The 22,421-nt window shown below is 69.2% G+C and carries 19 protein-coding genes and 1 pseudogene; 9 read left to right on the top strand and 11 right to left on the bottom strand.

All coding sequences use genetic code 11. The annotated features are described in order from the left end of the window. Positions 1 to 175: 175 nt before the first annotated feature. Both OP79_RS03875 and OP79_RS03865 read left to right on the top strand, forming a co-directional pair. A complete protein-coding gene (locus tag OP79_RS03875) occupies positions 176 to 367 on the top strand; it encodes a hypothetical protein (RefSeq protein WP_157857277.1) in 192 nt (63 codons plus the stop codon). A gap of 396 nt (positions 368 to 763) precedes the next feature. Further along, positions 764 to 3,790, top strand: coding sequence for an aminotransferase class III-fold pyridoxal phosphate-dependent enzyme (locus OP79_RS03865; RefSeq protein ID WP_033318496.1), 3,027 nt, complete (start codon positions 764 to 766; stop codon positions 3,788 to 3,790). Positions 3,791 to 3,922: 132 nt separating this feature from the next. On the opposite strand, the gene OP79_RS03860 is transcribed toward OP79_RS03865, so the two are convergent. Together OP79_RS03860 and OP79_RS58000 are read right to left on the bottom strand one after the other, a co-directional pair. Continuing rightward, entirely contained in the window at positions 3,923 to 4,549 is a 627-nt protein-coding gene (locus OP79_RS03860; protein ID WP_033318495.1) for a class I SAM-dependent methyltransferase, read from the bottom strand. Between the two features lie 541 nt (positions 4,550 to 5,090). Further along, the gene (locus OP79_RS58000; protein ID WP_281193146.1) at positions 5,091 to 5,225 is read right to left on the bottom strand and encodes a hypothetical protein; all 135 of its coding nucleotides are present in this window, start codon (positions 5,223 to 5,225) and stop codon (positions 5,091 to 5,093) included. Positions 5,226 to 5,324: 99 nt separating this feature from the next. Here OP79_RS58000 and OP79_RS56770 point away from each other — a divergent pair. From OP79_RS56770 to OP79_RS03845, 4 genes and pseudogenes are all read left to right on the top strand, one after another. Continuing rightward, positions 5,325 to 5,486, top strand: a pseudogene (locus tag OP79_RS56770) (IS982 family transposase); the annotation flags it as partial. 646 nt (positions 5,487 to 6,132) lie between these two features. Continuing rightward, the gene (locus tag OP79_RS03855) at positions 6,133 to 6,945 is read left to right on the top strand and encodes an oxidoreductase (RefSeq protein WP_211270738.1); all 813 of its coding nucleotides are present in this window, start codon (positions 6,133 to 6,135) and stop codon (positions 6,943 to 6,945) included. Between the two features lie 65 nt (positions 6,946 to 7,010). After that, positions 7,011 to 7,529, top strand: a complete 519-nt coding sequence (locus tag OP79_RS50330; RefSeq protein ID WP_051744399.1) for a nuclear transport factor 2 family protein — start codon at positions 7,011 to 7,013, stop codon at positions 7,527 to 7,529. A gap of 200 nt (positions 7,530 to 7,729) precedes the next feature. Continuing rightward, positions 7,730 to 8,887: an L-dopachrome tautomerase-related protein gene (locus OP79_RS03845; protein ID WP_051744398.1), complete on the top strand. Its 1,158-nt coding sequence runs from the start codon at positions 7,730 to 7,732 to the stop codon at positions 8,885 to 8,887. A 130-nt stretch (positions 8,888 to 9,017) separates the two neighbouring features. Here the strand turns inward: OP79_RS03845 and OP79_RS03840 are convergent, their stop codons facing one another. After that, positions 9,018 to 9,851, bottom strand: coding sequence for a PIG-L family deacetylase (locus OP79_RS03840; protein ID WP_033318493.1), 834 nt, complete (start codon positions 9,849 to 9,851; stop codon positions 9,018 to 9,020). 389 nt (positions 9,852 to 10,240) lie between these two features. Here OP79_RS03840 and OP79_RS03835 point away from each other — a divergent pair, with 389 nt between their 5' ends. The 3 genes from OP79_RS03835 to OP79_RS03825 all read left to right on the top strand — a co-directional run bounded on the left by OP79_RS03835 (position 10,241) and on the right by OP79_RS03825 (position 13,231). After that, complete coding sequence (locus tag OP79_RS03835) at positions 10,241 to 10,810, top strand: TetR/AcrR family transcriptional regulator (RefSeq protein WP_033318492.1); 570 nt, start codon at positions 10,241 to 10,243, stop codon at positions 10,808 to 10,810. Between the two features lie 551 nt (positions 10,811 to 11,361). Next, entirely contained in the window at positions 11,362 to 12,063 is a 702-nt protein-coding gene (locus OP79_RS03830) for an SDR family oxidoreductase (protein ID WP_033318491.1), read from the top strand. A 193-nt stretch (positions 12,064 to 12,256) separates the two neighbouring features. Further along, positions 12,257 to 13,231, top strand: coding sequence for an NmrA family NAD(P)-binding protein (locus OP79_RS03825; RefSeq protein WP_033318490.1), 975 nt, complete (start codon positions 12,257 to 12,259; stop codon positions 13,229 to 13,231). 238 nt (positions 13,232 to 13,469) lie between these two features. On the opposite strand, the gene OP79_RS03820 is transcribed toward OP79_RS03825, so the two are convergent. From OP79_RS03820 to OP79_RS03785, 8 genes are all read right to left on the bottom strand, one after another. Beyond that, on the bottom strand, positions 13,470 to 15,152 hold the full coding sequence (locus tag OP79_RS03820) for a bifunctional 3-(3-hydroxy-phenyl)propionate/3-hydroxycinnamic acid hydroxylase (RefSeq protein ID WP_051744397.1): 1,683 nt from the start codon (positions 15,150 to 15,152) through the stop codon (positions 13,470 to 13,472). Further along, complete coding sequence (locus tag OP79_RS03815; protein WP_033318489.1) at positions 15,149 to 16,021, bottom strand: alpha/beta fold hydrolase; 873 nt, start codon at positions 16,019 to 16,021, stop codon at positions 15,149 to 15,151. The genes OP79_RS03820 and OP79_RS03815 overlap by 4 nt, the downstream gene beginning before the upstream one ends. A 1-nt stretch (position 16,022) precedes the next feature. Further along, complete coding sequence (locus OP79_RS03810; RefSeq protein ID WP_033318488.1) at positions 16,023 to 16,625, bottom strand: amino acid synthesis family protein; 603 nt, start codon at positions 16,623 to 16,625, stop codon at positions 16,023 to 16,025. Positions 16,626 to 16,737: 112 nt separating this feature from the next. Further along, a complete protein-coding gene (locus OP79_RS03805; RefSeq protein ID WP_245685209.1) occupies positions 16,738 to 17,265 on the bottom strand; it encodes a VOC family protein in 528 nt (175 codons plus the stop codon). Between the two features lie 2 nt (positions 17,266 to 17,267). After that, complete coding sequence (locus OP79_RS03800) at positions 17,268 to 18,290, bottom strand: WD40/YVTN/BNR-like repeat-containing protein (RefSeq protein ID WP_033318487.1); 1,023 nt, start codon at positions 18,288 to 18,290, stop codon at positions 17,268 to 17,270. 63 nt (positions 18,291 to 18,353) lie between these two features. Continuing rightward, positions 18,354 to 19,148 carry an SDR family NAD(P)-dependent oxidoreductase gene (locus OP79_RS03795; protein WP_033318486.1) on the bottom strand — a complete coding sequence of 265 codons (795 nt, stop codon included), beginning with the start codon at positions 19,146 to 19,148 and terminating at the stop codon, positions 18,354 to 18,356. A 76-nt stretch (positions 19,149 to 19,224) separates the two neighbouring features. Beyond that, positions 19,225 to 20,745: an aldehyde dehydrogenase family protein gene (locus OP79_RS03790; protein WP_033318485.1), complete on the bottom strand. Its 1,521-nt coding sequence runs from the start codon at positions 20,743 to 20,745 to the stop codon at positions 19,225 to 19,227. Between the two features lie 11 nt (positions 20,746 to 20,756). Continuing rightward, the gene (locus OP79_RS03785) at positions 20,757 to 22,349 is read right to left on the bottom strand and encodes an acetolactate synthase large subunit (RefSeq protein WP_211270729.1); all 1,593 of its coding nucleotides are present in this window, start codon (positions 22,347 to 22,349) and stop codon (positions 20,757 to 20,759) included. Positions 22,350 to 22,421: the final 72 nt, after the last annotated feature.

Here is a 22,421-nt window from a genome sequence, read left to right as displayed (position 1 = left end):
GATGTCGCGGCCTCGCGTCCCTTGTTGCCGGATTCTCCGCGGTGTTTCACTGACGCATCACCTCGGGCTGGAGACGGCTCGTGACATGACCACGCACTTGGAGCAGCTATGGCGCTTCCGTAAGCACCTGATCCCCAGTTCGTCACCTTCAGTAGGCGTTGCTGAGGGGCGCCGCGTGCCTCGGGTCAGTCTCAGCCTTCCGCTATGGGGCCCACGAGAGGGCGATGACCAAGGCGGCCGAGCCGACCGGTTCGCCAGGCAGAGCGGGATCGAGATCATCCAGGACTTCCCCAGAGACTACGCCGAGCGCAAGGCGAGGGTCGAGGACCAGAACGTCACCTGGGACGTCATGACCGCCGCCGCGTGAGCTGATGACCGGTCTCGATGAGCGCTCTGCCTTTGAGGGACGGCCCACCTCGGACCTGCTCGCCGACCAGGTGTTGGAGCGCGTCCTGGGCCGGGCCCCTGTAGCCGTCGGAGTGGGGCATCGAGGGGAAGTATCAAACGGGGAGTTCGCACTGGACCTGTCGGTCGTCGACGTGGTCGAGATCTGCGGAGCCCGTGAAGCGATCGAGACACAGCCGCGGCAGCCCCGCCCGCCTCCTCCCGGGAACCGCATCGATCGGACCGTCCGGGAGCTGACTGACAGCGTCGGGCAAAGGTCCGACACGGGTGGCGGCGGGGGACTGGCCACGACCTGAGCGTCGTGACGCAGGCCCACGGTGAGTGATGAGCGACCTGACGACGAGAGAGAGAACGCACGATGACCTCAGCGACCACCACCGGCCAGGACGGCAGGACCATCCCCGGTCACACCGGCCAACTGCCGGGCTCGCTCCTCGATCACGTGCTGCGGCAGTCCTTCGGACTCGAGGGATATGTCCAGCACCCACTGGGAGGGGAGGTCGACCAGAACGTCCGGATCACCGGCGATGACGGAATGCGCTACTTCGTACGGGTCACCCGCGCGGAGCCGGACTCAGCCGACGTCCTCTGGCAGAACTCGCTCCTCCAGCATCTGGCCTCCACCGTTCCCGACCTTCCGGTGCCACGACTGGTCCCGACGCACGAGGGGAAGGGCCTTGCCGCCGTCGTCCACGAGGGCCGAACGCACGTGGTCCGCGTGATGAGCTGGATCGAGGGCCGGGTCCTGGCGGATCTCGATGACCACTCCGCGGCGCTTCTGCGTCAGCTGGGAGAAGCCGCCGGGCGGCTGAGCCTCGGACTCTCCAGCATGGAGCCACCGGTGGGTCTGGAACCGCACGACTGGGACATGCGCCGGGCCGCTGAGATCGTCGAGGCGTCGCTGCACGCTGTACAGGACACGGACCGGCGGGAGTCGGTGCGCACGATCATGGGCTGGTACGACGATCTCCTGCCGGCATGGGACCGACTGCCGCGGAGCGTCGTACACCAGGATCTCAATGACGCCAACGTTCTGGCCGACGCCGACGAGGACGGGGTGCTGCGGATCTCGGGCATCGTCGACCTGGGCGACTCGCTCTACAGTGTGCGCGCGGCAGAGGTGGCGATCGCGGCAGGCTACGCCATGGTCCGCAAGGCCGCCCCGCTCGCTGCGGCGGCCGAAGTCGTGGCCGGCTTTCACTCGGTGCTTCCCCTCACGGCGGAGGAACTGGCGGCGGTCTATCCGTTGGCGGCCGCCCGGCTGTGCATGAACGCCGTGACGTGGACGCGCCGGGTCGCCGAGAGCGGCACGCCATACGGGCAGACCCGCGTGCAACACACCTGGCCGGCGATCGCGCAGGTGGCCGAGGTCTGCCCCGACGTCGCCGAGGCGACGTTCCGGGTCGCGTGCGGGCTCCCCCGGACGCGGGAGCAGCGGAGTTTGGAAGAGGTCTTGGCAGAGGCGGCCCGAGACGGTGCCCCGCACACACCGGCCCCGCAGCTGCTCGACCTGCGACCGGAAAGTGATCTCTACGACGACATCGACTGGCACGACGCGAGGGCGGTGCGCGCGAGCATCGACGACGTCCTCGACGGACGGCGGCGGAAGGGCTACGTGCCCCACCTCAGCGCATCGCTGCTCCTGGGGGGCCGGCGCCGCCCAGGAGCCGACGAGCCCGCGACGGTTCAGGTCGGCGGCTTGCTGATCGTGGCCGATGCCGAGGAGGTTGCCAGCCCGCTGTCCGGTGTCGTCGAGGCCCGCGGTGGCGCCGGTATGCCGTTGGTGCTGCGACATGCGGTCGAGGGGCTGGAGTTCTGGACGTGCTGGTGGGGACTCGACGACTCGCCGCCCGTCGCGGCGAGAGTCCCGGCCGGGGCGCCGTTGGGACGCGCAGGCGCGAGCGACGAGGCGGACCCGCTCGGGCCCTGCGTCCAGGTGCAGGTCCACCGCACCGCACGGATGGCCACATGGCCGCCGCCTCGTGTCGTGCCGCCCTCCGCACGGCAGGTGTGGAGCCACCTGTCACCCGACCCCGCCCGGCTTTTCGGGTTCACCGAGTCCCCCGCCGCGGTCCCCACCATCGACGACGTCGTCTCAGTGCGCCGTCGCCACATCGCTCGCTCCCAGCGCAACTACTACCGCAACCCTATGAACCTTGTGCGTGGGCGGGACGTGTGGTTCCACGACGAGGACGGCCTGGCCTATCTGGACTCGCTGAACAACGTCACCCACGTCGGCCATGCCGAGCCACGGGTGACGGCCGCCGCCACCCGACAGCTGCGCAAGCTCAACACCAACAGCCGTTTCGTCTACCCGCAGATCGCCAGTTACGTGCAGAAGCTGGTGGCCACGCTGCCCGACCCGCTCGAGGTCGTCTTCCTCGTGTGCACGGGCAGCGAGGCGAACGACCTGGCGCTGCGGATCGCCCGCCAGGTGACAGGTCGTCAGCACATCGTCAACATCGACGGCGCTTACCACGGAAACACCGGCGTGGTGACCGGGATCAGCCCGAACCGTTACAAGGGCCCCGGCGGCGCCGGTGCCCCCGCGACCACCCACGAGGTCGTCATCCCGGACCGCTACCGCAGCACCTACGGGTACGACGACGCGGACGCCGGAGTCAAGTACGCGCGCGACGCCGCGGCTGTCATCGAGCGGATCGCGGCCGACGGCCGACCCCCAGCCGCCTTCATCGCCGAGTCCCTGATGGGATCGGGTGGGAACATCGTGTTCCCCGACGGCTACCTCGATGGCGTGTTCACGGCTGCCAGGCGGGCGGGTGCCCTGTGCATCTCCGACGAGGTCCAGGTCGGCGTCGGACGACTCGGGCCCTGGTGGGGTTTCGAGCTCCAGGGGGTGGTCCCGGACATCGTCACCATGGGCAAGCCGCTCGGGAACGGGCATCCCCTCGCGGCGCTGGTCACGACTCGGGAGATCGCCGACGCGTTCGACACGGGCATGAAGTACTTCAACACCTTCGGCGGCAACCCGGTCTCCTGCGCGATCGGCGAGGCCGTGCTCGACATCGTCGAGCAGGATGGGCTGAGGGAGAACGCCGTGAGCGTGGGCGGGTACTTCGCCCAGTCGCTGCGCGAGCTCCAGCAGCGCCAACCGCTCATCGGTGACGTGCGGGCAGAAGGGCTCTACCTCGGCGTCGAACTGGTCCGCAACCGCACCACCAGAATGCCGGCCACCGAGCAGGCCTTCATGGTCACCGAGCTCATGAAGGAGCGAGGCGTCATCGTCTTCCCCAACGGTGTGCACGACAACGTACTGAAGATCAAACCGCCCATGACTTTCCGCCGGGAGCACGCGGATCTCTACGTCGACGCGCTGGACGAGGTCCTGTCCCTGCCCGAACTGCGCTCGGCCGTTCAGTCCTGAGACGGGCAACCGTCCACTGAGGCAATGGACGAGAGTGGCCCGCGAAAACGCGAGAAGTGCTTCTGGCCTGCAATGCCGGTGATTCAGCGCATAGCTGCAGCTAGAGCGTGTGCTGGTGACTGGGGCGCGGATTCAGGTGGTGGGGCGGGAGTGCACGCTGACGGCATAGCCGCCGCCTTGACGGTAGGGATCGCCGCCCCAGGTGGCGTAGCGCTGGCGCAGGATCAGTCCGGCCTGGGTGCACCAGTGATCGAACTCCGTCAGAGTCACTGGAGGTTCCGGCAGCGGCAGGTGTGCCGCGTCCAGCCCCATGCCCGTGACCAGCAGTCCACCGGGACGCAGGACGGCAGCCAGTTGTTGTACGACGGCTGATTCGGTGCCGGAGGCCAGCAGGGGGATGACGTTCCCGGCGGCAACCACCAGGTCGAAGCCCGGTTTCAGGCCGAGGTCATCCAGGTGCGCCAGGTCGCCGTGGAGCCATTCCAGCGCGGGGGCGTCACCGCGGGCGACAGCGAGCATGGAAAGGTCGGTGTCCACGCCGGTGCAGTGGTGGCCCAGCTCGGCGAGCCGGATCGCGACCCGGCCGGTGCCGCAGCCGGCGTCGAGGATCCGGGCGGCGGGCTTCAGCAGTGCGGCGCAGAAGGCGGCCTCGCCGTGGATGTCATGGCCCGATTCGGCCAGCCGCGCGAAACGCTCGGCGTACTTCTCTCCGGCTTGTCCGCCTGTCAGTTCCGCCCAGCGGTCGCGTTGCCTGCTCATGTTCTGCGTGCCTTCCGGTCAGCCTCGGTAGCAGAGGCGAGGACGCTGCCATAGCGCTTGATCGTGGGTGAAGACCTCGGATCCTGCTACGAAGGTACGCGGGCGCGGCTCGTCTCAGCGAGCAGTGGCGAGCAGTGAGGGCCAGTACGTCTGCGGACGCGGCGAATTCGATGTCGTAACCCATCACCGGGATGACCGCGCGTTCGTCGACGCGGGCCGAGTTTCGCCGTCCGCCTCGGTCTGATGCCCGTGGAGTCCCTGGCCGCCGCACGCGCACATGCCGCCGTCGCCGAACGGCACGGAGCTGTCCCCACGAGCAGGAGCGTCTCACAGTGAGACTCCTCCCTTCGATGCCCTCCTTACTCCCGCGACTGGAAACAGCCGGACGTCGAGGCCCAGTTCGACGCTGTCATGGAGCTGGTGGTGCAGGGGTTGCGGGGCTGAGGTCGCCGCCCAGGCAACGGCCGGGTACCCCGCCCCGGGGAGCCGCAGGGCGGCGGGAGCTGCTCGATGACCATGGCGACCACGGCAGTCCCCGGGTTCACAGTTCCCGATCGGCCACGCCTGCGAAATCGAGCGGCTCATGTCCGAGCAGGTGCTCGAGAACCGCTGGATTACCCCGGAAGCCGTGGCCGTCGTAGTGCGCGAAGGCGGAGATCATGTCGGACGCGGCCATGAGGTGCCGCTGTGCCTCGGGCGGCAGGGACACCGGGGGTGCTTCTATCTGTTCGGTGAAGGTCTGTGGGCAGGCTGTTGTTCGTGCCCGGGTCGGTACTCCACCCCTGTGGAATGCGCCCGCTCCCGCGAGACCGTCAACCGCTCCGACCTGGCCGACTGGGCCAACTACGGCTACTGCCGCTCCCACTCCCGCTTCTACTGGGGCCTGAAACTGCACCTGGTGTGCACCCCGGCCGGCCTGCCTGTCAGGCCTGGCATCAACCGCACTGCTGGACCTTGCTCCCCGGTACTCGGGGCGATGCCCGGTGATCGTAAGGGAATTGATGAGCAGCCGGGTGTGGGGAAGGCTGTGGTCTTGTTGGCATCGGCGCCCAGCGGCAGGGCGTGGTTTCCCGGGGCCTCGTCCAGCCGGCCCGGACGCTCGCCGGTCTGGTCGTCGCCCCGTGCGTCGGTGGCTGCCGCGGCGGCGTATCCCTGCATCTGCGTCTGGAGCGTTTTGGCCGCCCTCCCGAAAGCCGGGCGGGCGTCTTCCGTGCTCCGCGTCGAGGCGGCGGCGACGATCGCCTTCTTGCCCAGGAAGAGTCGGAAGAAGTGCGGCTGCGTGACGCCGGCACGCGCTGTGTGACACCGGCACGCTTGGCAATCGCCTCGGCGGAGGTGCCGAAGTAGTCCTTGAGCGCGAACTCGGCGATCGCAGTGCGGGGATGACGCTCTCGTGTCTGTCCTGCCTGCTCATCCAGCCCGTTCCGCCATGTCGGCGGGCGCCGGTCGGCTCAGTCTGAAGACGGCCGGTGGCGCGGGCCCGGAATCAGTTCCCCGCTTGAGCTTGTGCATTGGAAACCGATCGGTTTACAGTGACGCCAAGAGAAACCGATCGGTTTCCAAGGTGAGTTCGGGAGTGCATGATGACGACAAATCGACCGGTGGCCCTCGTGACGGGCGCGTCCTCCGGCATCGGCAAGGAAGCCGCGCTCGCGCTGGTCGCAGCGGGTTTCGACGTGGCCGGCACAGGCCGCGACACCTCACGCGTCACCCCGCTCCACGGGGTGACGTTCCTCGACCTCGACGTGGCCAGTGACAAGTCGGTCACCGCCGCCGTCCAGCAGGTGATCGAGAAGTTCGGGCGGATCGACGTCCTGGTCAACAACGCCGGCATCGGCTCGATCGGTGCGGCCGAGGAAACCTCCATCACGCAGGCCCAGGGCGTCTTCGACATCAACGTCTTCGGGGTCATGCGCATGGTGCAGGCGGTCCTGCCGCACATGCGTGCTCAGGGACGCGGGCGCATCATCAACCTCTCCTCCGTGCAGGGGTTCTTGCCCGCTCCCTACATGGCCGTCTACGGCGCCTCCAAGCATGCGATCGAGGGCTACTCCCAGTCCCTGGACCACGAGGTCCGCCAGTACGGCGTCCGCTCGCTGCTCGTCGAACCCGCCTACACCAGGACCGGATTCGAGGCCAACAGCGCCAAGCCCGACACGTCCCTGCAGACCTACGCCGACCAGCGGCGCGTCTTCGACCGCCTGATGACGGAGGCGATCAAGGGCGGTGACGACCCGGCCGTGGTCGCCAAGGCGATCGTCACGGCAGCGACCGACGCGAAGCCGAAACTGCGCTACGCCGCCGGACCCCTGGCCGGGCGCGCACGCATGCTCCGCTTTGTTCCCGCCTGGGCCCTGGACAAGCAGATCCGCAGCATGAACAAGCTCGCCGGCTGACACCCGCCACCCGCGCATCCCGCCACCCACAAACCCGTTCGCGCCGTTGATACCGGGAGAGACCCGTGTCCGAGACCCTGCACTCCGCCGCCACTACCATCGCGCGCTGGCGCTCCGCCGAGGAACGCGGTGATGTCGAAGCCGCGGTCGCGTGCCTGAGCCCGGACGTCGTGCTCAGCTCGCCGCTCACCGACCAGTTCTCCTTCGAGGGGTCTGACCAGCTGCGCGACTTCCTGACCGTGGCGTTCGCGGCGGTCAAGGACGTCCACTACCACACCCAGACCGGCGAGGGCGACACGTACGCTCTGGTCTACCGGGCGCGGGTGGGTTCCCAGTCGTTCGAGGAGGTGCAGATGCTGCGGCTCGACGACCAGGCACGCATCACGGAGATCACGCTCTTCGGGCGTCCGATGCCGGCCCTCACCGCCCTGATGCACCTCATGGGTCCGGCGCTCGCTCGCCAGCAGGGCCGCCGGGGCCTTGCGACGCTCATGAGCGTCAGCACCGTACCCATTCACGCGATGGTCTCCTCGGGGGACCGCAGCATGGTCGCGAAGACCCGCCCGGCAGCCCGGCGGACCTGAGAGCACCAGGTCCACCGGCCGTTTGACCCCGTTCCCCTTCCAGGAGTTGGCGGTAGCCGCAGGCGATGTCCTCGGCGGACAGCGCTCCTGGTGGCGGCCTCCACCAGCCACGGCAGCGTCCGGCCATTCCCCCCACGCGCCGAGGTGCTGCGGCAACTCGCCGCGCCCTCCAGTGACTTGACCCGACAGGAGACGCTCTCATGAAACGACGTACGTTCCTTACGGCGACCACCGCGTCGCTGGCCGCCACCCAACTCGCCGGACCCGCCTACGCCTCCGCATCCCCCTCCGGTTCAACAGCCCAAAACTATGAGGTCGTTGCCCGCTTCTGGGGCGCGATGCCGACGGGGGTCACCGTCTCGCGCCGCGGCCGCATCTTCGTCAACTTTCCCCGCTGGGGCGACGACGTCCCGTTCACCGTCGCCGAACTGCGGGGCGGCAAGCCGGTGGCCTACCCCGACGCCGAGGTGAACCGCGAGGACGCCTCCGACCTGGCCGGGCACTTCCAGTCGGTGCAGAGCGTCGTCGTCGATGCGGCCGACCGGCTGTGGATCCTCGACACCGGAAGCCCGCTGTTCGCCGGGTCCTCCTACGGCGGCCCCAAGCTCGTGGCGGTCGACCTGCGCACCGACCGGATCGTACGGAAGATCCTCTTCCCGCCCGAGGTGGTGCCGGCGAACAGTTACCCCAACGACGTGCGCTTCGACCTGCGGCGCGGCGCCGAGGGCATGGCGTTCATCACCGACTCGGGCGGCTCGAACGGCGTGATCGTGGTCGACCTCGCCAGCGGCCGCTCCTGGCGGCGGCTGGCCGGGCACCCCTCGGCGCTCCCGGACCAGCAGTTCCTTCCGGTCATCGAGGGCGAGCCCTTCATGGTCCGCCCCGCGGGCGGCGAGCCCACGCACTACGAGACCGGCTCCGACGGCATCGCTCTCAGCGCCGACGGCACGCGCCTGTACTACTGCCCGCTGTCCAGCCGTCGGCTGCACAGCGTGTCCACCGACGCCCTCGCCGACCCGGACGCCACGGACGCCGAGGTGGCGGCGACGGTCGAGGACCTCGGGTTCAAGCCGATGGCCGACGGCCTGGAGAGCGACGACAAGGGGCGGCTCTACGGCGGCGACCTGGAACACAACTCCCTCTGGCGCAGAAGCCCGAACGGCACCTACCGGACCCTCGCCCAGGGCAGCGACCTGCTCTGGATCGACACCCTGTCCGTCGCCTCGGACCGGCACCTGTACGCCATCGCCAACCAGCTCAACCGCCTTTCGCCCTTCCACGAGGGCAAGGACCTGCGCCGCAAGCCCTATCTCCTCATCCGCCTGCCGATCGACGCCGGGCCGGTCAGGATCGTGTGACCTCCTCTGCGGGAGCTTCGGGCGGCTCACACTCGACGAGACACTCCATCTGGCCGCCGAACTGAGCCTGGACTGCGTGGAGTTCGCCACCGGCGCCTGGTCCACGGCCTCGCATGTCGACGTCGACAGCTCAGCGCAGGCCGGCGAAGAGGTCGTTCTCGGGCAGGGGCGCGCCGGTGGTGTCGTGGACCCGGACGAACGTCTCCACGCCCATGAGCTGCGTGAACCTCTCCTTGCCCATCCGCAGGAAGAAAATGTTCTCACCCTGGCTGGCATGCGCGGCCAGCGCGTCGAACTTCTGGCTGCCGAACTCAGTGGTGTCCACCCACGTGGTGATCTCCTCGTCGGGCAGGCCGATTTCGGGCCCCTCTCCGGCCTCGGACGGATCCGGCTCCTCCCAGTCCATGCCGAACTCGCGCATGATCTGACCGAACTGCGTCATCATCGAGCGCGGCGCCGTCGTCCAGTACACCTTCGACGTCATCCCGGTCAGCGACAGCGCTGCCATCGTGATCCGGTTCGCCTGGATGTGATCGGGGTGGCCGTAGAACCCGTTCTCGTCGTAGGTCACGACGACATCAGGCTGGTAACGCAGCATCAGTTCGGCCAGCCGAGCGGCTGCCTCATCCACGGGCGTACTCCAGAACGATCCGGGCGCGGTGTTGGCCGGCCAGCCCATCATCCCTGAGTCGGCGTACCCGAGCAGCTCAAGATGACCGACCCCCAGGACGTCACAGCTCACTTCGAGCTCGCCTCGACGCAGCGCGGCAACGGCAGCCGGATCATGCCCGGGGTCGCCCGGCTTGGCGCCCCCCGGACCGTCACCGCAGCTACCGTCGGTGCACGTGACGAGCACCGTGCGGATGCCCTCCGCCGCATAACGCCCCAGGACACCCCCTGTTCCTGTGGCTTCGTCGTCCGGGTGGGCGTGCACTGCCATCAGCGTCAAAGGCCGGTCAGCCATGAAATCCATCCTTTGGGTGGTCAAGCGATCAGTGCCAGTCTGCGGCACGGCGGTACGTGACCGCCCGCAGTCCGCCGAGTCCGTCCGGTCATCCCAGGAGGGGCTGCACCGCCTCCCCGCCGAGACGGAGCCCGAGAAGACCGCTGCCCCGGTGCAGCGGGACGCGGCTCACCCGGGGCGGGGCCATTACCCGGAGTCCCGCCGGTGTGTGTCGCCCCGCGGGGAGGAGGGGCGCGCACAACGTCACGGCTCGGCGACGGCCTCTTCCCCGAGATCGTTGCCGAGCCTCTGAGTGGCCTTCAGGCGTCCGCGCGGCGCCGGGCGTCTCCCCAGCACCCCCTGGAAACCGATCGGTTTCTATTTTGTCCGATTCGAGTTAACCTCGCGGTATGACCACCAAAGTGAAGCCAAGTCCCCGGGAGCGGCTGCTGGAGGCGGCGGCCACGCTCACCTATCGAGACGGTGTCGGCATCGGCGTCGAGGCGCTGTGCAAGGCGGCGGGGGTGTCCAAGCGCTCCATGTACCAGCTTTTCGAGAGCAAGGACGAACTGCTGGCGGCGAGCCTGAAGGAACGCGCCGCCGGCTTCGTGGCCGGACTCCTGCCGGCGGCGGACGATGGCCGCTCACCCCGCGAGCGGATCCTTCATGTCTTCGAGCGGGTGGAGTCGCAGGCGGGTGTCCCCGAGTTCCGCGGCTGCCGGTACCTGGCTGTGCAGATCGAGCTCAAGGATCAGACCCACCCCGCGAGCCGGGTGGCCCACCAGATCAAAGCGGACCTGACGGCCTTTTTCCGTTCCGAGGCCGAACAGGGTGGCGCGAGCGATCCCGACCTGCTGGCCCGGCAGCTCATCCTGGTCTTCGACGGCGCCAACGCCCGCGCGGGCATTCAGGCCGACAAGCTGACCGGGCTCATCGCACCCACGGTGACCACCCTGCTCGATGCGGCAGCCATGCGCTGACGCGCCCCGTCTTCGAGCAGGCCCGGCGACCGAAGCGCTCTTCAGGGTTGATGCCCGTCTCCGGCGGCCGGTGCAGCGCCCACGGCTTCACACCCCTGCTCCCCGGCAATCGGAGGGAAGTTCGCCGGCCCCCGCGGGCTGGGCCTCTCGTCGCGAGGCCGCGTCGCTGCAAGGGCCGTCGGGGCCGTCGAGCCTGTCTTCCCTGTCGTCGCGCGCCTCGCCGACACGCCCGCAGTACTTGAGCGGCCCTTGCACCGCCGGCAGTCGGCCGCCCTTGGTCGCCGACCCCAGGCCGGCTCGCAGGGGGCGCCGGCCGGGCACGCCCAGGCCACGTCGATCACTGTCGGCGGGCTCGCGGCTTCACCGGCCTGCGCCGGGCGAGTACGGACTCCGCCGATGGATGCGAAGCCGGCCCCCGAAGCCTGAGCTCCGCCCGACTCCACCTCGACACCGCGCGCCGTAGTCACCCGCCACTCAACCGACTTGCATGACGAAACCGATCGGTTTACGGTGGTGGAAACCGATCGGTTTTCATCTTCGCGGAGGTAGTCATGACAGCAATCAAGGGCGCCAACGTCTTCGTCACCGGAGGCAGCCGGGGCATCGGCAAGATGCTGGTCGAGGAGCTCTACGCGCGCGGCGCCGGCAAGGTCTACGCCACGGCCCGTGACCCGCGCTCGGTGACGCACCCCGGTGCGGTTCCGCTGGCGCTCGAGGCCACTGACCCGGCATCCGTGGCAGCCGCAGCCGAGCAGGCCCAGGACGTCACCGTCCTGATCAACAACGCCGGGGCCTCCGTCCGCGCTTCGTACCTCAACTCCCCGATGGACGACGTGCGCCGGGACCTGGAGACCAACTTCTACGGGCCGCTGCTGGTCACCCGGGCCTTCGTGCCGATCATCGAGCGCAACGGCGGGGGCCACATCCTCAACGCCCACTCCGCCCTGTCCTGGCTGGCCGACGGCACGCCCTACGGCGCCTCCAAAGCCGCCCTGTGGTCGCAGACCAACTCCCTGCGCCTGGAGCTGCAGCCGCGCGGCATCGCGGTGACCGGGCTCCACATGGCCTACGTGGACACCGACATGACTTCGGGCGTCGACGCGCCCAAGGCCGACCCCCGCGACATCGCCGTGGCCGCACTCGACGGCATCGAGGCAGGTGCGCACGAGGTGCTGGCCGACGACATCACCCGCTGGGTCAAGTCCCAGCTGTCCGCCGACCTGGAAGCCATGTACGCCCAGCTGAAGCAGTAGCACGCACTCACGTAGGTCAAGGAGATCCTTGTTGCGGCCACCGGACACAGCAGGAGTGTCCCGCCGAGGTCAACGCCGCACTCCTCGACTTCCTCACCCGCATCGACGGCCCCGCGTCCCGATGACGCTACGAGGCATCCGCCTCGTGGCTTTCTCAACAGCTGACTCCCCCCACCAGACAGAGGACACCTTGATGCCAGAGCGCAACCCCATCCTGATCACCGGTGCCGCCGGCGAAATCGGCGGCGTGAGCCGCACCATGGTCGACATGCTGCTCGAACAAGGGCACCCGGTGCGCGCGTTCGTGCGCCAGGACGACGAACGCGCCCACGCACTGCGCCAGGCCGGAGCCGAGGTTGTCGTCGGTGACCTGCTCAACATCGCCGACGTGAGCGCCGCACTGCAGGGCGTCCGCCGCATCTACTTCAGCATGAGCCTGTCGCCGTACTACACCGATGCCGTCAGCCTGATGGCTGCGGCGGCACGGGCCCAGGGCGACATCGAGGTCTTCGTCAACATCTCCGAGTACGAGCAGTCCTTCATGACGTTCGAGAAGATGACCGCGCCGGAGGAAGAACGGCGTGCCTGGCTCGGCGGACTCGTCGCGCAGTGGTCGCCGCAGCAACGGGCCCACTGGATCGCCGAGCAGGTGCTGGACTGGTCCGGCCTGCCGACCGTCAACATACGGGCCGCCATGTTCGTCGAGAACCCCCTGATGACCTGGCTGGCGCTGGGCCCGCTGAGCAACGGTGAACTGCGCCTGCCCTTCGGCCACCACCGGCTCGCGCCCATCGCCGGTTACGACGTGGCGGAGCTGTGCGTGCAGATCCTCACCGACCCGGCACCGCACATCTCCAAGTCCTACGACCTCAACGGCCCGGAACTGAAGGACATGCACGGCTTCGCGGAAGACTTCTCGGCCGTACTGGGACGCCCGGTCACCTACGTTCCCGAAGACGTCGAAACCTGGAACGAGACCTACGTGGACAGTGCCCTGGCCGCGTTCCCGCACACCGCGGAGCACCTGAAGACCCTGACCCGGCTGATGGGCGGCGGCGGATACCGCGGCACCACCGACCAACTGGAAACCCTCCTCGGACGCCCGCCGAAGACCGTGCGGTGGGCGCTGGAGAGCCACCCGCGCATCCGGAAACTGGCGGCCGCCTGAGCCACCGAGCGATCCGGGCCACCTCTCCGGATCGTCGGATCCCGCCTTTTGACGCGTGTAGGTGACCGAACGCACCTGGGGCCATCCACGTCGACCTCGAGCTCCGTAGCGGGCGTGGTCCTGCGCTGTACCAAAGTGCCAACCATCTCTCTGATTCGAGCCTCCAGTCGTTGAAGCTACCTGGCATCAGTGCAGGTCACGAAGATTGCCTGATGCCAACTAGCGATTTGCTCGATGATCACGACGCCTCTTCCTCCGTGACGGGCATCGAGCGCCAGGCGTCCTTGAACTCCGTGGACCGCGACGGCGCGACCAGTCGTTCGAAGGCGTCGGTCACCGTCGCCAGGTCTCGGGGCTCGGTCAGGGCCGCGAGATACCGGTCGGGCCGGACGACGGCGACGCTGCCCTGGTGCTGGGCGAACCAGTCCCGCAGCGTGCCGTCGATGTCCTCCACCGTCACCGAGTCGGTCATCGACGTGCGCCGCTCGGTACGGGACCGACCGGAGCGGGATTCGACGACAGTGATGTAGCGAGTGCCGATGCGGTCCCAGAAGGCACGGGAGTCAGCATCCAGATGTACGAGCGGATCAGTGCCGTAGCCGACGAGGGCGAACCACTCGCCGAGTGTCTCGTCGAGCGGCAGCACCCGCCCTTCGGCGGTCTCGACCCTGGGCTGGATGATCATCCGGCCCGCCGGTGAACTCTTCCGCACGGTCCCGTGGCGGTGCAGCATGATGCCCTCGCTGTACCGGGGCACGGGCTTGAACCGCATCTGTATGACCCAGTCGCGCACTGACGGTGCCACCGTGAGTCCGCGCAACAGGGTGTCGCGCGCGCGGGCCACCGTGGTGCTCGTCGGTGAAAGGAACCGGCCGAGGGCGTCCGACAGTTTCACCATCGTCTTGGCGTGCTCGCGCCGCTCGGTGTCGTATGTGGCGAGAATCCTCGAATGGGCGCGGCCGGTGACGACCGCCGCCAGCTTCCAGGCGACATTGGTCGCGTCCCGTATACCGGTGTTCATGCCCTGCCCTGCCCATGGGGGCATGAGGTGGGCGGCGTCGCCCACGAGGCAGATCCGGCCGTCCACGAAGCGGTCGGCGACCCGCGAATGGTGTGTGTAGACGCGGGCTCGGATGATGTTGAGCGCCGTGGGATCGGGCACGTGCCCGCTGAGGAGTTCGCGCACCTTCTCGGGCCGGAGCATGGCCTCGGCGTCCTCGCCGGGGAACAGCATGAACTCCCAGCGGCGGTAGTTGTAGGGCAGGTCCAGGCAGACGTACGGGCGCTTCGGGTCGCCGTGCAGCCCCGTGTACGGGGCGTCGAGCGGATCGTTGTCGCACTCGATGACCACCCACTTGCGGGGATGGGTGTCGCCGCTCAACGGGATGCCGAGTTGCTCGCGTACGGTGCTGCGGCCGCCGTCGGCGGCGACCACGTACTCGGCACGGACGAGTACGTGGTCGCCCTGGGGGTCCCTGACGTGGAGCCGTGCTTCGGTGCCGTCCTGCTCCACACGTACGAGTTCGTGCCCCAGCAGAGGCCGGACGTGGGGATAGCGTTGGAGGCCTACGCGCAGCGTCCGCTCGGCGAGTTGCTGCATGAAGATGTTGCGCCGGGGCCAGCCGTACTCCTTGGTTTCCGGCCGGATGTCGGCGAGACAGAAGCCGTTCGCGGCGAACATCCTCAGCGGAACGTTCTGGATCATGTCGGCCAGCATCTCGTCGGCGAGCCCGATGCCCTGGAAGCTGCGCAGGCATTCGTCGTCCATGCCGACCGCGCGCGGGTAGTCGACGATCTCCTCACTGCGGTCGATCAGCAGGGTGCGCACACCGTAGAGGCCGAGGTAGTTCGCGACCGTCGCTCCGACGGGCCCGGCGCCGACGACGGCGACCTGGGTGCGGTGTTCGACGGGTTCGGTCATCGGACAACCTCCGAACTCCTGAGGAATCTTGTGAGGTGGTGATGGAAGAGATCCGGGGCGTCGTCGTGCACGTAGTGGCCCGCCCCGGGGATCTCCACCGTCTGGATGCGCGGGTTGCGCTGCGCCATCGCGGCCATGGTGGCGGCCGGGAGGAAGTCCGACTCCCCGCCCCGGACGACCAGGGCCGGGCACCCAAGGGCCTCGACGTACGGCCACAGGTCCACCTGCCGGGCCGGATCCGGGTCGAGGCGGGCTGCCGAGATGCCCGCCAGGTCGAACTTCCAGCGCCACCGTCCCTCGCCGTCCGGAGCGAGCGTATGCCGCACCCTGGATTCGAGGGCGTCTTCGGAGACGTGCGGACGGATGCCGCGCCAGTACGCGCGGGCCGCCTCCCGGCTGGGGAAGTCGCGGGGCGTGTTCGCCACTTCGTGTTTGATGCGCTCGGCTCCCTCGCCGGACAGCGACGAGCCGGGTCCGATGTCCTCGACGACCGCTGCGCCGACCCGCTCGGGGTGACGCGCCGTGTAGACGTACGTGGTGGTGCCGCCCATGGAATGGCCCAGCAGCACGAACCGGTCCAGGTCGAGGCGGTCGGCGAACTGCTCCAGATCGGCGACGTAGGACTCCGTGTAGTACTCGCCTCGCGGATCCCAGTCGCTGTCACCTCGCCCACGAGCGTCCGGGGCCAGAACGCGGTAGCGGCCGCCGAGCCGCTCCGCCAGCGGCTCGAACGTCCGGGCGTAGCTGCGCAGGCCGTGCAGCATGACGATCGCGGGCCGGTCCTCGTCACCCCACTCGACATAGTGCGTGCGCAGGCCGCCCAGCGTGATGAAGCGGTCCTGCCCCACTGCGGTGGTGTCGGCGGCCATCTCAGTGCAGCCCGTCCTGGCCCTGCACCTCGTCGGTGCTGATGCCGCCCAGCCGTGCGTGCAGCCGGCCACGCGTGGCGAACGCGAACACGACCACGACCTCGTCCGGGTTCGGGGTGTCGGAGAAGCTCACCGTGACGGTGTCGTAGTGCGAACGGACGTAGAGGGCGTCCTTGTGTGCCAGCGGAACGTCGAGGACGGTACCGGGCCCGCCCCGCTTTCCGGTCGAGGGCACCCACGCCTTCCCGCCGCCGACCGCCTCGCGCACCGGGTCCGCGAAGACCGCTGTGAGGAAGGCGTTGCCGTGTTCGTACTCGCCGGCCGTGCCGACCAGGCACGCCTTCCCGTAGCTCTGGACGGCACGGCCGCCGGCCGCCTCCTGGATCCGCCGGCCGAACTCCTCACCCAGCTTGGGCGAATCGGCGACGATGTCGCCGAGGTCCTGGCTGAACCGTCCGGCGTAGGGATTGTGGATCGCCGCCGCAATGACGATCTTGCTTACGGGCTCGCCGTCCGCTAGGACGCCTGTCTCGTTGGCGAGGGTGTCCTCGGTCTGGGTGAACCACTTACGGATGTGGTAACCGGCGAAGTTGGGCTGGGGCATGGGTGTTTCCTCGGGGTGCGGACGGAGGCGGGACGCGGGCATGGCGAGGCTCCATGAAGAGACGGGAGGGAAAGGGGGGAGCAGAGGCGGGGTGGGACCGGGACGGCAGGGGCTAGCCGTGGAGCGGTTCGATCTCCACCGGTTCGCTGGGGGCTCCGTACAGGCCGAGGATGCGTTTGCCCTCCTCGTCGTCGGTGACCGTCTCGTGGAAGAACTCGAAGCGGTTGCCGTCCGGATCGGTGAAATAGAGGCCGAAGCCGATCTTGTGATCCGTGGTCTTCACCACGGATACGCCCTTGGCCAGCAGCATCCCGTACAGCCGCCGCCACTCCTCCAGGTCGCCCTCCACCTCAAGCCCGTAGTGCTGCAGGCCGAGGCCTCCGGTGGCGGCTCCTTCCTCGGCGCGGATCAGGGCGATGTCGTGGTGCTTCTTTCCGAAGGACAGGAACACCCACTGCGGGCCGCGTGCGGTGACCTCCATGCCGAGGACGTCCTCGTACCACTTGGCCGAGGCCTCCAGGTCACGGACGAACAGCGACAGATGGGTGCGGCGTACCCGCGGCTTAGGAGCGTCCTGCGGGTCGGCGGGGATCGGCGTGGGCTCCTCGTGCCGGCCGAGTACGCGCTCGTCGGGGTCCAATGTCAGTGTCCTTCCGTGGTGGGTGCTACTGCCGGAGTCCAGGTCACGTCGGTGATCTCGCTGAACTCGCGCCACTCCTTGCGCCAGGTGCGGCCGGCGTCGGTGGAGCGCAGGAGATGGCCGTACTTCGTTCCCGCGAAGACCAGCTCCGGGTCGGCGGCGTGGGTGCCGAAGGCCCAGACGGTCGAGTTGGCGGGCGTGTCCAGGGCGGTGTCCTGCCAGGTGCGCCCCAGGTCTTCGGAGCGCAGGATCCTGGTGGTGGTGCCGGGGGTGCCGTCGCCGATGCCGAGCAGCAGGTCGTCGGTGCCGGGGAGTTGCTTGACCAGCCGGGTGTAGTAGATGCCGAACGTCTTGCGGGAGTCGGTACGGGTCCAGGTCGCACCGTCGTCCTGGCTGACGAAGAGCGCGTTGACGACGGCGACGACGATCGTCTTCGGCGGGCCCTCCAGGACGAGCACACAGTGGACGTCGGAGTTGGTGACGCCCTGCGGCAGGGTGGCGGGTGTGCCGTCGATCCGTTCCCAGGTGTCGCCCCGGTCGCCGCTGCGCCACAGACCGCCTTCCTCGATGCCGAACCACATGTTCTTGGGTTCGTAGCGGTCGACGACGCAGGTCAGGATCCTGGGGCGGTTGACGCCCGCGCAGAATTCCGGGATTTCAGGGGGGAGTTGTTCCCAGGTCGCCCCGCCGTCTGTGGTGCGGAACATGGCGGCCCGGGAGGGGGCGCCGGTTCCGACGAGCATCGTGTCCGGATGTGTGGGGTCGATCGCCAGCGACCAGATGGTCCGGTCGTTCATGGGCGAGTTGACGCGGCGCCAGGTGACGCCGGCGTCGGCGCTGCGGACGAGACCCGCGTCGGCGCCAGCGAAGACGACGTCGGGCTGTTCGGGGTGGACGGCCAGGCAGCGTATGACGGCGTCGAATTCCAGGTCCTGCCCGAGTCCCAGACGGGACCAGGTGGCGCCGTCGTCGGAGGAGCGCAGGACGCCCTGGCCCGCGGTGGCGACCAGGATGGTGCCTTCCATGTCGTGGGTTTCCCTTCGGAACTGCGGAACGAACGGGTGGGGTGAGGGGGTGGTGGCCGTGAGCTAGAGGAAGATGCCGCGCGTGAGACCGCCGTCGATGCCCAGTGACTCGCCGGTGATCGCGGCGGCCCTGGGGGAGGCGAGGAAGCACACGGCCTGGGCGATCTCGTCCGCCTTCAGAACCCGGCGGATCGGTGTACGGGCGACGAAGTCCGCCTCGACGTCGGCCGCGGTGATGCCGCGCTTGGCGGCCTCCTTCTCGTACAGCTCGTGGATGTGCTCGGTCTCCACCACGCCGGGATGCAGGGTGTTGACGGTGATGCCGGACGGGCCGAGCTGGTCGGAAAGGGCCTTCGTCAGGTGGACGATCGCGAGGTTGCGCATGCCGGAGAGCGCGTGGCTGGAACGGCCGGTCAGTCCGCCGATGTTGATGATCCGGCCGTAGCCACCCGCCTTCATGTGCGGGGTGACGGCCTGCGCGCAGCGGAAGTAGCCGACGACCTTGGTGTTGATGTCGGCCAGCAGCAGTTCGGGGTCGGCTTCCTCGACCGAGTTGCGCACCAGTCCGGAAGGGGCGGCCGCGCCGTTGACGAGGATGTCGATCCGCCCGAGGTCGTCGGCCGCGCGTCGCACCATGGCGCGCACGGACTCGGTGTCGTTGGTGTCCGAGGCATAAGGAACGACCCGGCCGCCGGTCTCGGCCTCGAGTTCCTTGGCGGTGCGTTCCAGCAGGGGCAGCCGACGGGCGGTGATGACAACCGTCGCACCCTCGGCGGCGAGTTCGCGGGCGGTGGCTTTGCCGATGCCCAGACTGCCGCCGGTGACGATGGCGGTCCTGCCGCCCAGTTCCAGGTCCATGCGTGTCTCCCACAGAGGCGATTGGCAATAAGGGGCTTCAGCGACAAGGTGTTTCGGCGACAAGAGCCTTCGGATGTCAGCTGAGGTTGACCCAGACGCTCTTGACCTCGGTGTAGAGGTCGAGCACGGTCCGCCCCATCTCCCGGCCCCAGCCGGACTGCTTGAACCCGCCGAAGGGCGACGCGGGATCCGTGAGGTTGTAGCAGTTGATCCACACCGTGCCCGCCTGTAGTTCGTCTGCGATGCGGTGGGCGTGGCCCAGGTCGGAGGTCCAGATGCCGGCCGAGAGTCCGAAGGGGGAGTCATTGGCCCGCTCGACCAGATCGTCCACGTCGTCCCAGCTCATCGCCGCCAGCACGGGACCGAAGATCTCTTCCTGGACGATGCGCAGGCCGTCGTCGGGCGCCACGAACACCGTCGGCTGGACGAAGTAGCCGCCGTCGTACGGCGCGCCGAGGTCGGGCCGCCCGCCGCCCGCGGCCAGCCGGGCACCCTGCTCCCGGCCGGCGGCGATGAACCCGGTGACCCTCTCGTGGTGTCTCGCGGAGACCAGCGGCCCCATCTCGGTGGCCGGGTCGCTGCCGGGCCCCACGACGATGCCGCGGGCGCGCTCCGCGACGGCGTCCAGCACCTCGTCGAAGATCTTGCGGTGCACGTACAGCCGGGAGCCGGCCGTGCAGACCTGGCCCTGGTTGAAGAAGACGGCCTGGGCGGCGGCCTCGGCGACGGCCTGCGGATCGGCGTCGGGAAGCACGATGTTCGGGGACTTGCCGCCGAGTTCGAGGGAGACCTTCTTCAGGTTCCCGGCGGCGGCACGGACGATGGCGCGGCCCGTCTCGGTGGACCCGGTGAAAGCGATCTTGTCGACTCCGTCGTGCGCGGCGAGAGCGGCGCCCGCCGTGGCACCGCGTCCGGTGACGACGTTGACGACACCGTCCGGCACCCCTGCCTCCTGGAGCAGCTCGGCGAGCCGCAGCGTGGACAGCGGGGTCTCCTCGGCCGGCTTGAGGACGACCGTGCAGCCGGTGGCCAGCGCGGGCGCGAGCTTCCAACACGCCATCGACACGGGGAAATTCCACGGCACGATCAGACCGGCCACGCCCACCGGTTGCCGCGTGGTGTAGTTCAGCACCCGCAGCCCGCCGCGCGGCGAGACGGGGATCGTGCTGCCTTCCAGCTTGCTCGGCCAGCCCGCGAAGTAGCGGAAGAGCTTCACACTGGTGCCCACGTCCACGGCCCGCGCCACCGAGACCGGCTTGCCGTTGTCGCGTGACTCCAGCAGGGCCAGTTCCTCGGCGTGCGCCTCGATGACGTCGGCGACACGGTTCAGCAGCGCGCCCCGCTCCATGGGGCTCATCCGACGCCAGCCGGGGTCGTCGAAGGCGCGGCGCGCCGCTTGGACGGCGCGGTCGATGTCGGCGGCGTCGCCGTCGGGAACGGTGGTGAGCACGGTACCGGTGGCGGGGTCGACGCTCGCGAACGATCGGCCGCTCAGGGCCCCGACCCAGTGGCCGCCGATGAACATGGTCCGCGGTTCGGCCAGGAAGCGAGTGACCGCTTCCGCCGCGCCGGTGACCGGGTCTGCTGCGCTGTGCATGGTGGCTCCTCTCACAGGGCCATCTCGATGAGCTGAGGACCGTCGGCGGCGAGCGCGCGGCCGAGTTCGCGCCGAAGCGCCTCGCCCGTCTCCACCCGTGTGCCGGGCACGCCGTAGCCGCGGGCCAGCGCGGGCCAGTCGAAGGCCGGTCCGTCCAGGCTGGTGAGCGCCGTCGCGCCCGGGCCCGGCCGGCTCTGTCCGTGCCGGCCGAGCTCGGTGCGCAGCACGTTGTAGGCGCGGTTGGAGGCGATGAGGGTGACGACGGGCAGCTGCTCGCGGGCCATCGTCCACAGCGACTGGATGGTGTACTGCGCGCTTCCGTCGGACTGCAGGGCGACGACCTTGCGGCCGGGTGCGGCGATCGCGGCGCCGACGGCGGCGGGCAGGCCCTGGCCGATGGCTCCGCCGGTGTTGGTCAGTGCGGTGTGGCGGGCGGCGCGCGACGACGCGGTGAAGAAGGGGTAGCCGCAGGTGCCGCCCTCGACCGAGACGATGGCGTGTTCGGGCAGCATCGCCGAGACGATCCGGCCGACCGACTGCGGCGTGAGCGCTCCGTCCGGGAGTCCTTCGTCGTCCGGCCGGAGCGGCTGTGGGGCCGGTTCGGGAGCACCGAGTGCGGCCGCGAGGAATTCGAGCGCGCGTGCGGCGTCCTCCTCCGGGGTGCTCAATACCTCCACGGTGCCGTAGGGAGCCAGCAGGCTGGGAACCCCTTCGTAGCCGAAGTACGACACCGGCTCCAACGCACCGGCCAGCACGACCAGTTGAGCTCCGGTGAGGGCCTCGATCGCCTTCTCCGGGAAATACGGGAGCCGGTCCAGGTCGGGAAGGCCGCCACCGCGCTCGGCGGCGGCCGGGAAGGTCTCGCTGTACAGCACCGCCCCGGTGGCGGCGGCGATCCGGGCAGCCGCCCGTTGACCGCGCTCGTCGAGTGCCGCACCGCCCAGCAAAAGGACAGCCCGCTCGCCGGCACGCAGCCGCTTGGCGATCGCGTCGATGACGTCCGCCGCCACTTCCGGCCTGCTCCGGGGGTGGGACAACTCGACGTCCACGGGGGTCCTGAGCACTTCCTGCTGGAAGTCGGCCGGGGCGATGAGCGTGGCCCCGCAGCCGGGTGCGGCTGTGGCGGCCGCGACGGCGCGGGCGGTGAGCTGGGCGAGGCCCGCGCCGGAGGCGGCGGTGCCGACCCAGCCGGAGACGGGGTTCGCGAGCGAGACGATGTCCGAGGTCAGGGGAGCGTCATGAACGAGATGCCAACTGGCGTGATCTCCGATGACGTTGAAGACCGGCGAGTGGGCCCGCCGCGCGTTGTGCAGGTTCGCGATGCCGTTGGCGAAACCGGGGCCCAGGTGCAGCAGTGTCATCGCCGGCCGGCCGGCGATCCGGGCGTAGCCATCGGCCGCTCCGGTGCAGACACCCTCGAAGAGCCCGAGCACCGCGCGGGTGCCGGGAACCGAGTCCAACGCGGCAACGAGGGGCATCTCCGTGGTCCCCGGATTGGCGAAGCAGACGTCCACTCCGGCGGCGAGCGAGGTCTCGATCAGGGCCTCGGCCCCGGTCAGGCCGCCGGATCGGTTCGCCTGCCAGACGGTGGTGGCGTGGGTCATGGAAATTCCTCCGTGCACTATGCGCACCGTCCGTGCGTATAGTGCACAGCATCGGCATGGGACGACTCCGGC

Source organism: Streptomyces yerevanensis, from assembly GCF_000716805.1.
In the GTDB taxonomy this organism is placed as follows: Bacteria; Actinomycetota; Actinomycetes; order Streptomycetales; family Streptomycetaceae; genus Streptomyces; species Streptomyces flaveus.
This window is presented reverse-complemented; position numbering and strand designations above follow the sequence as displayed.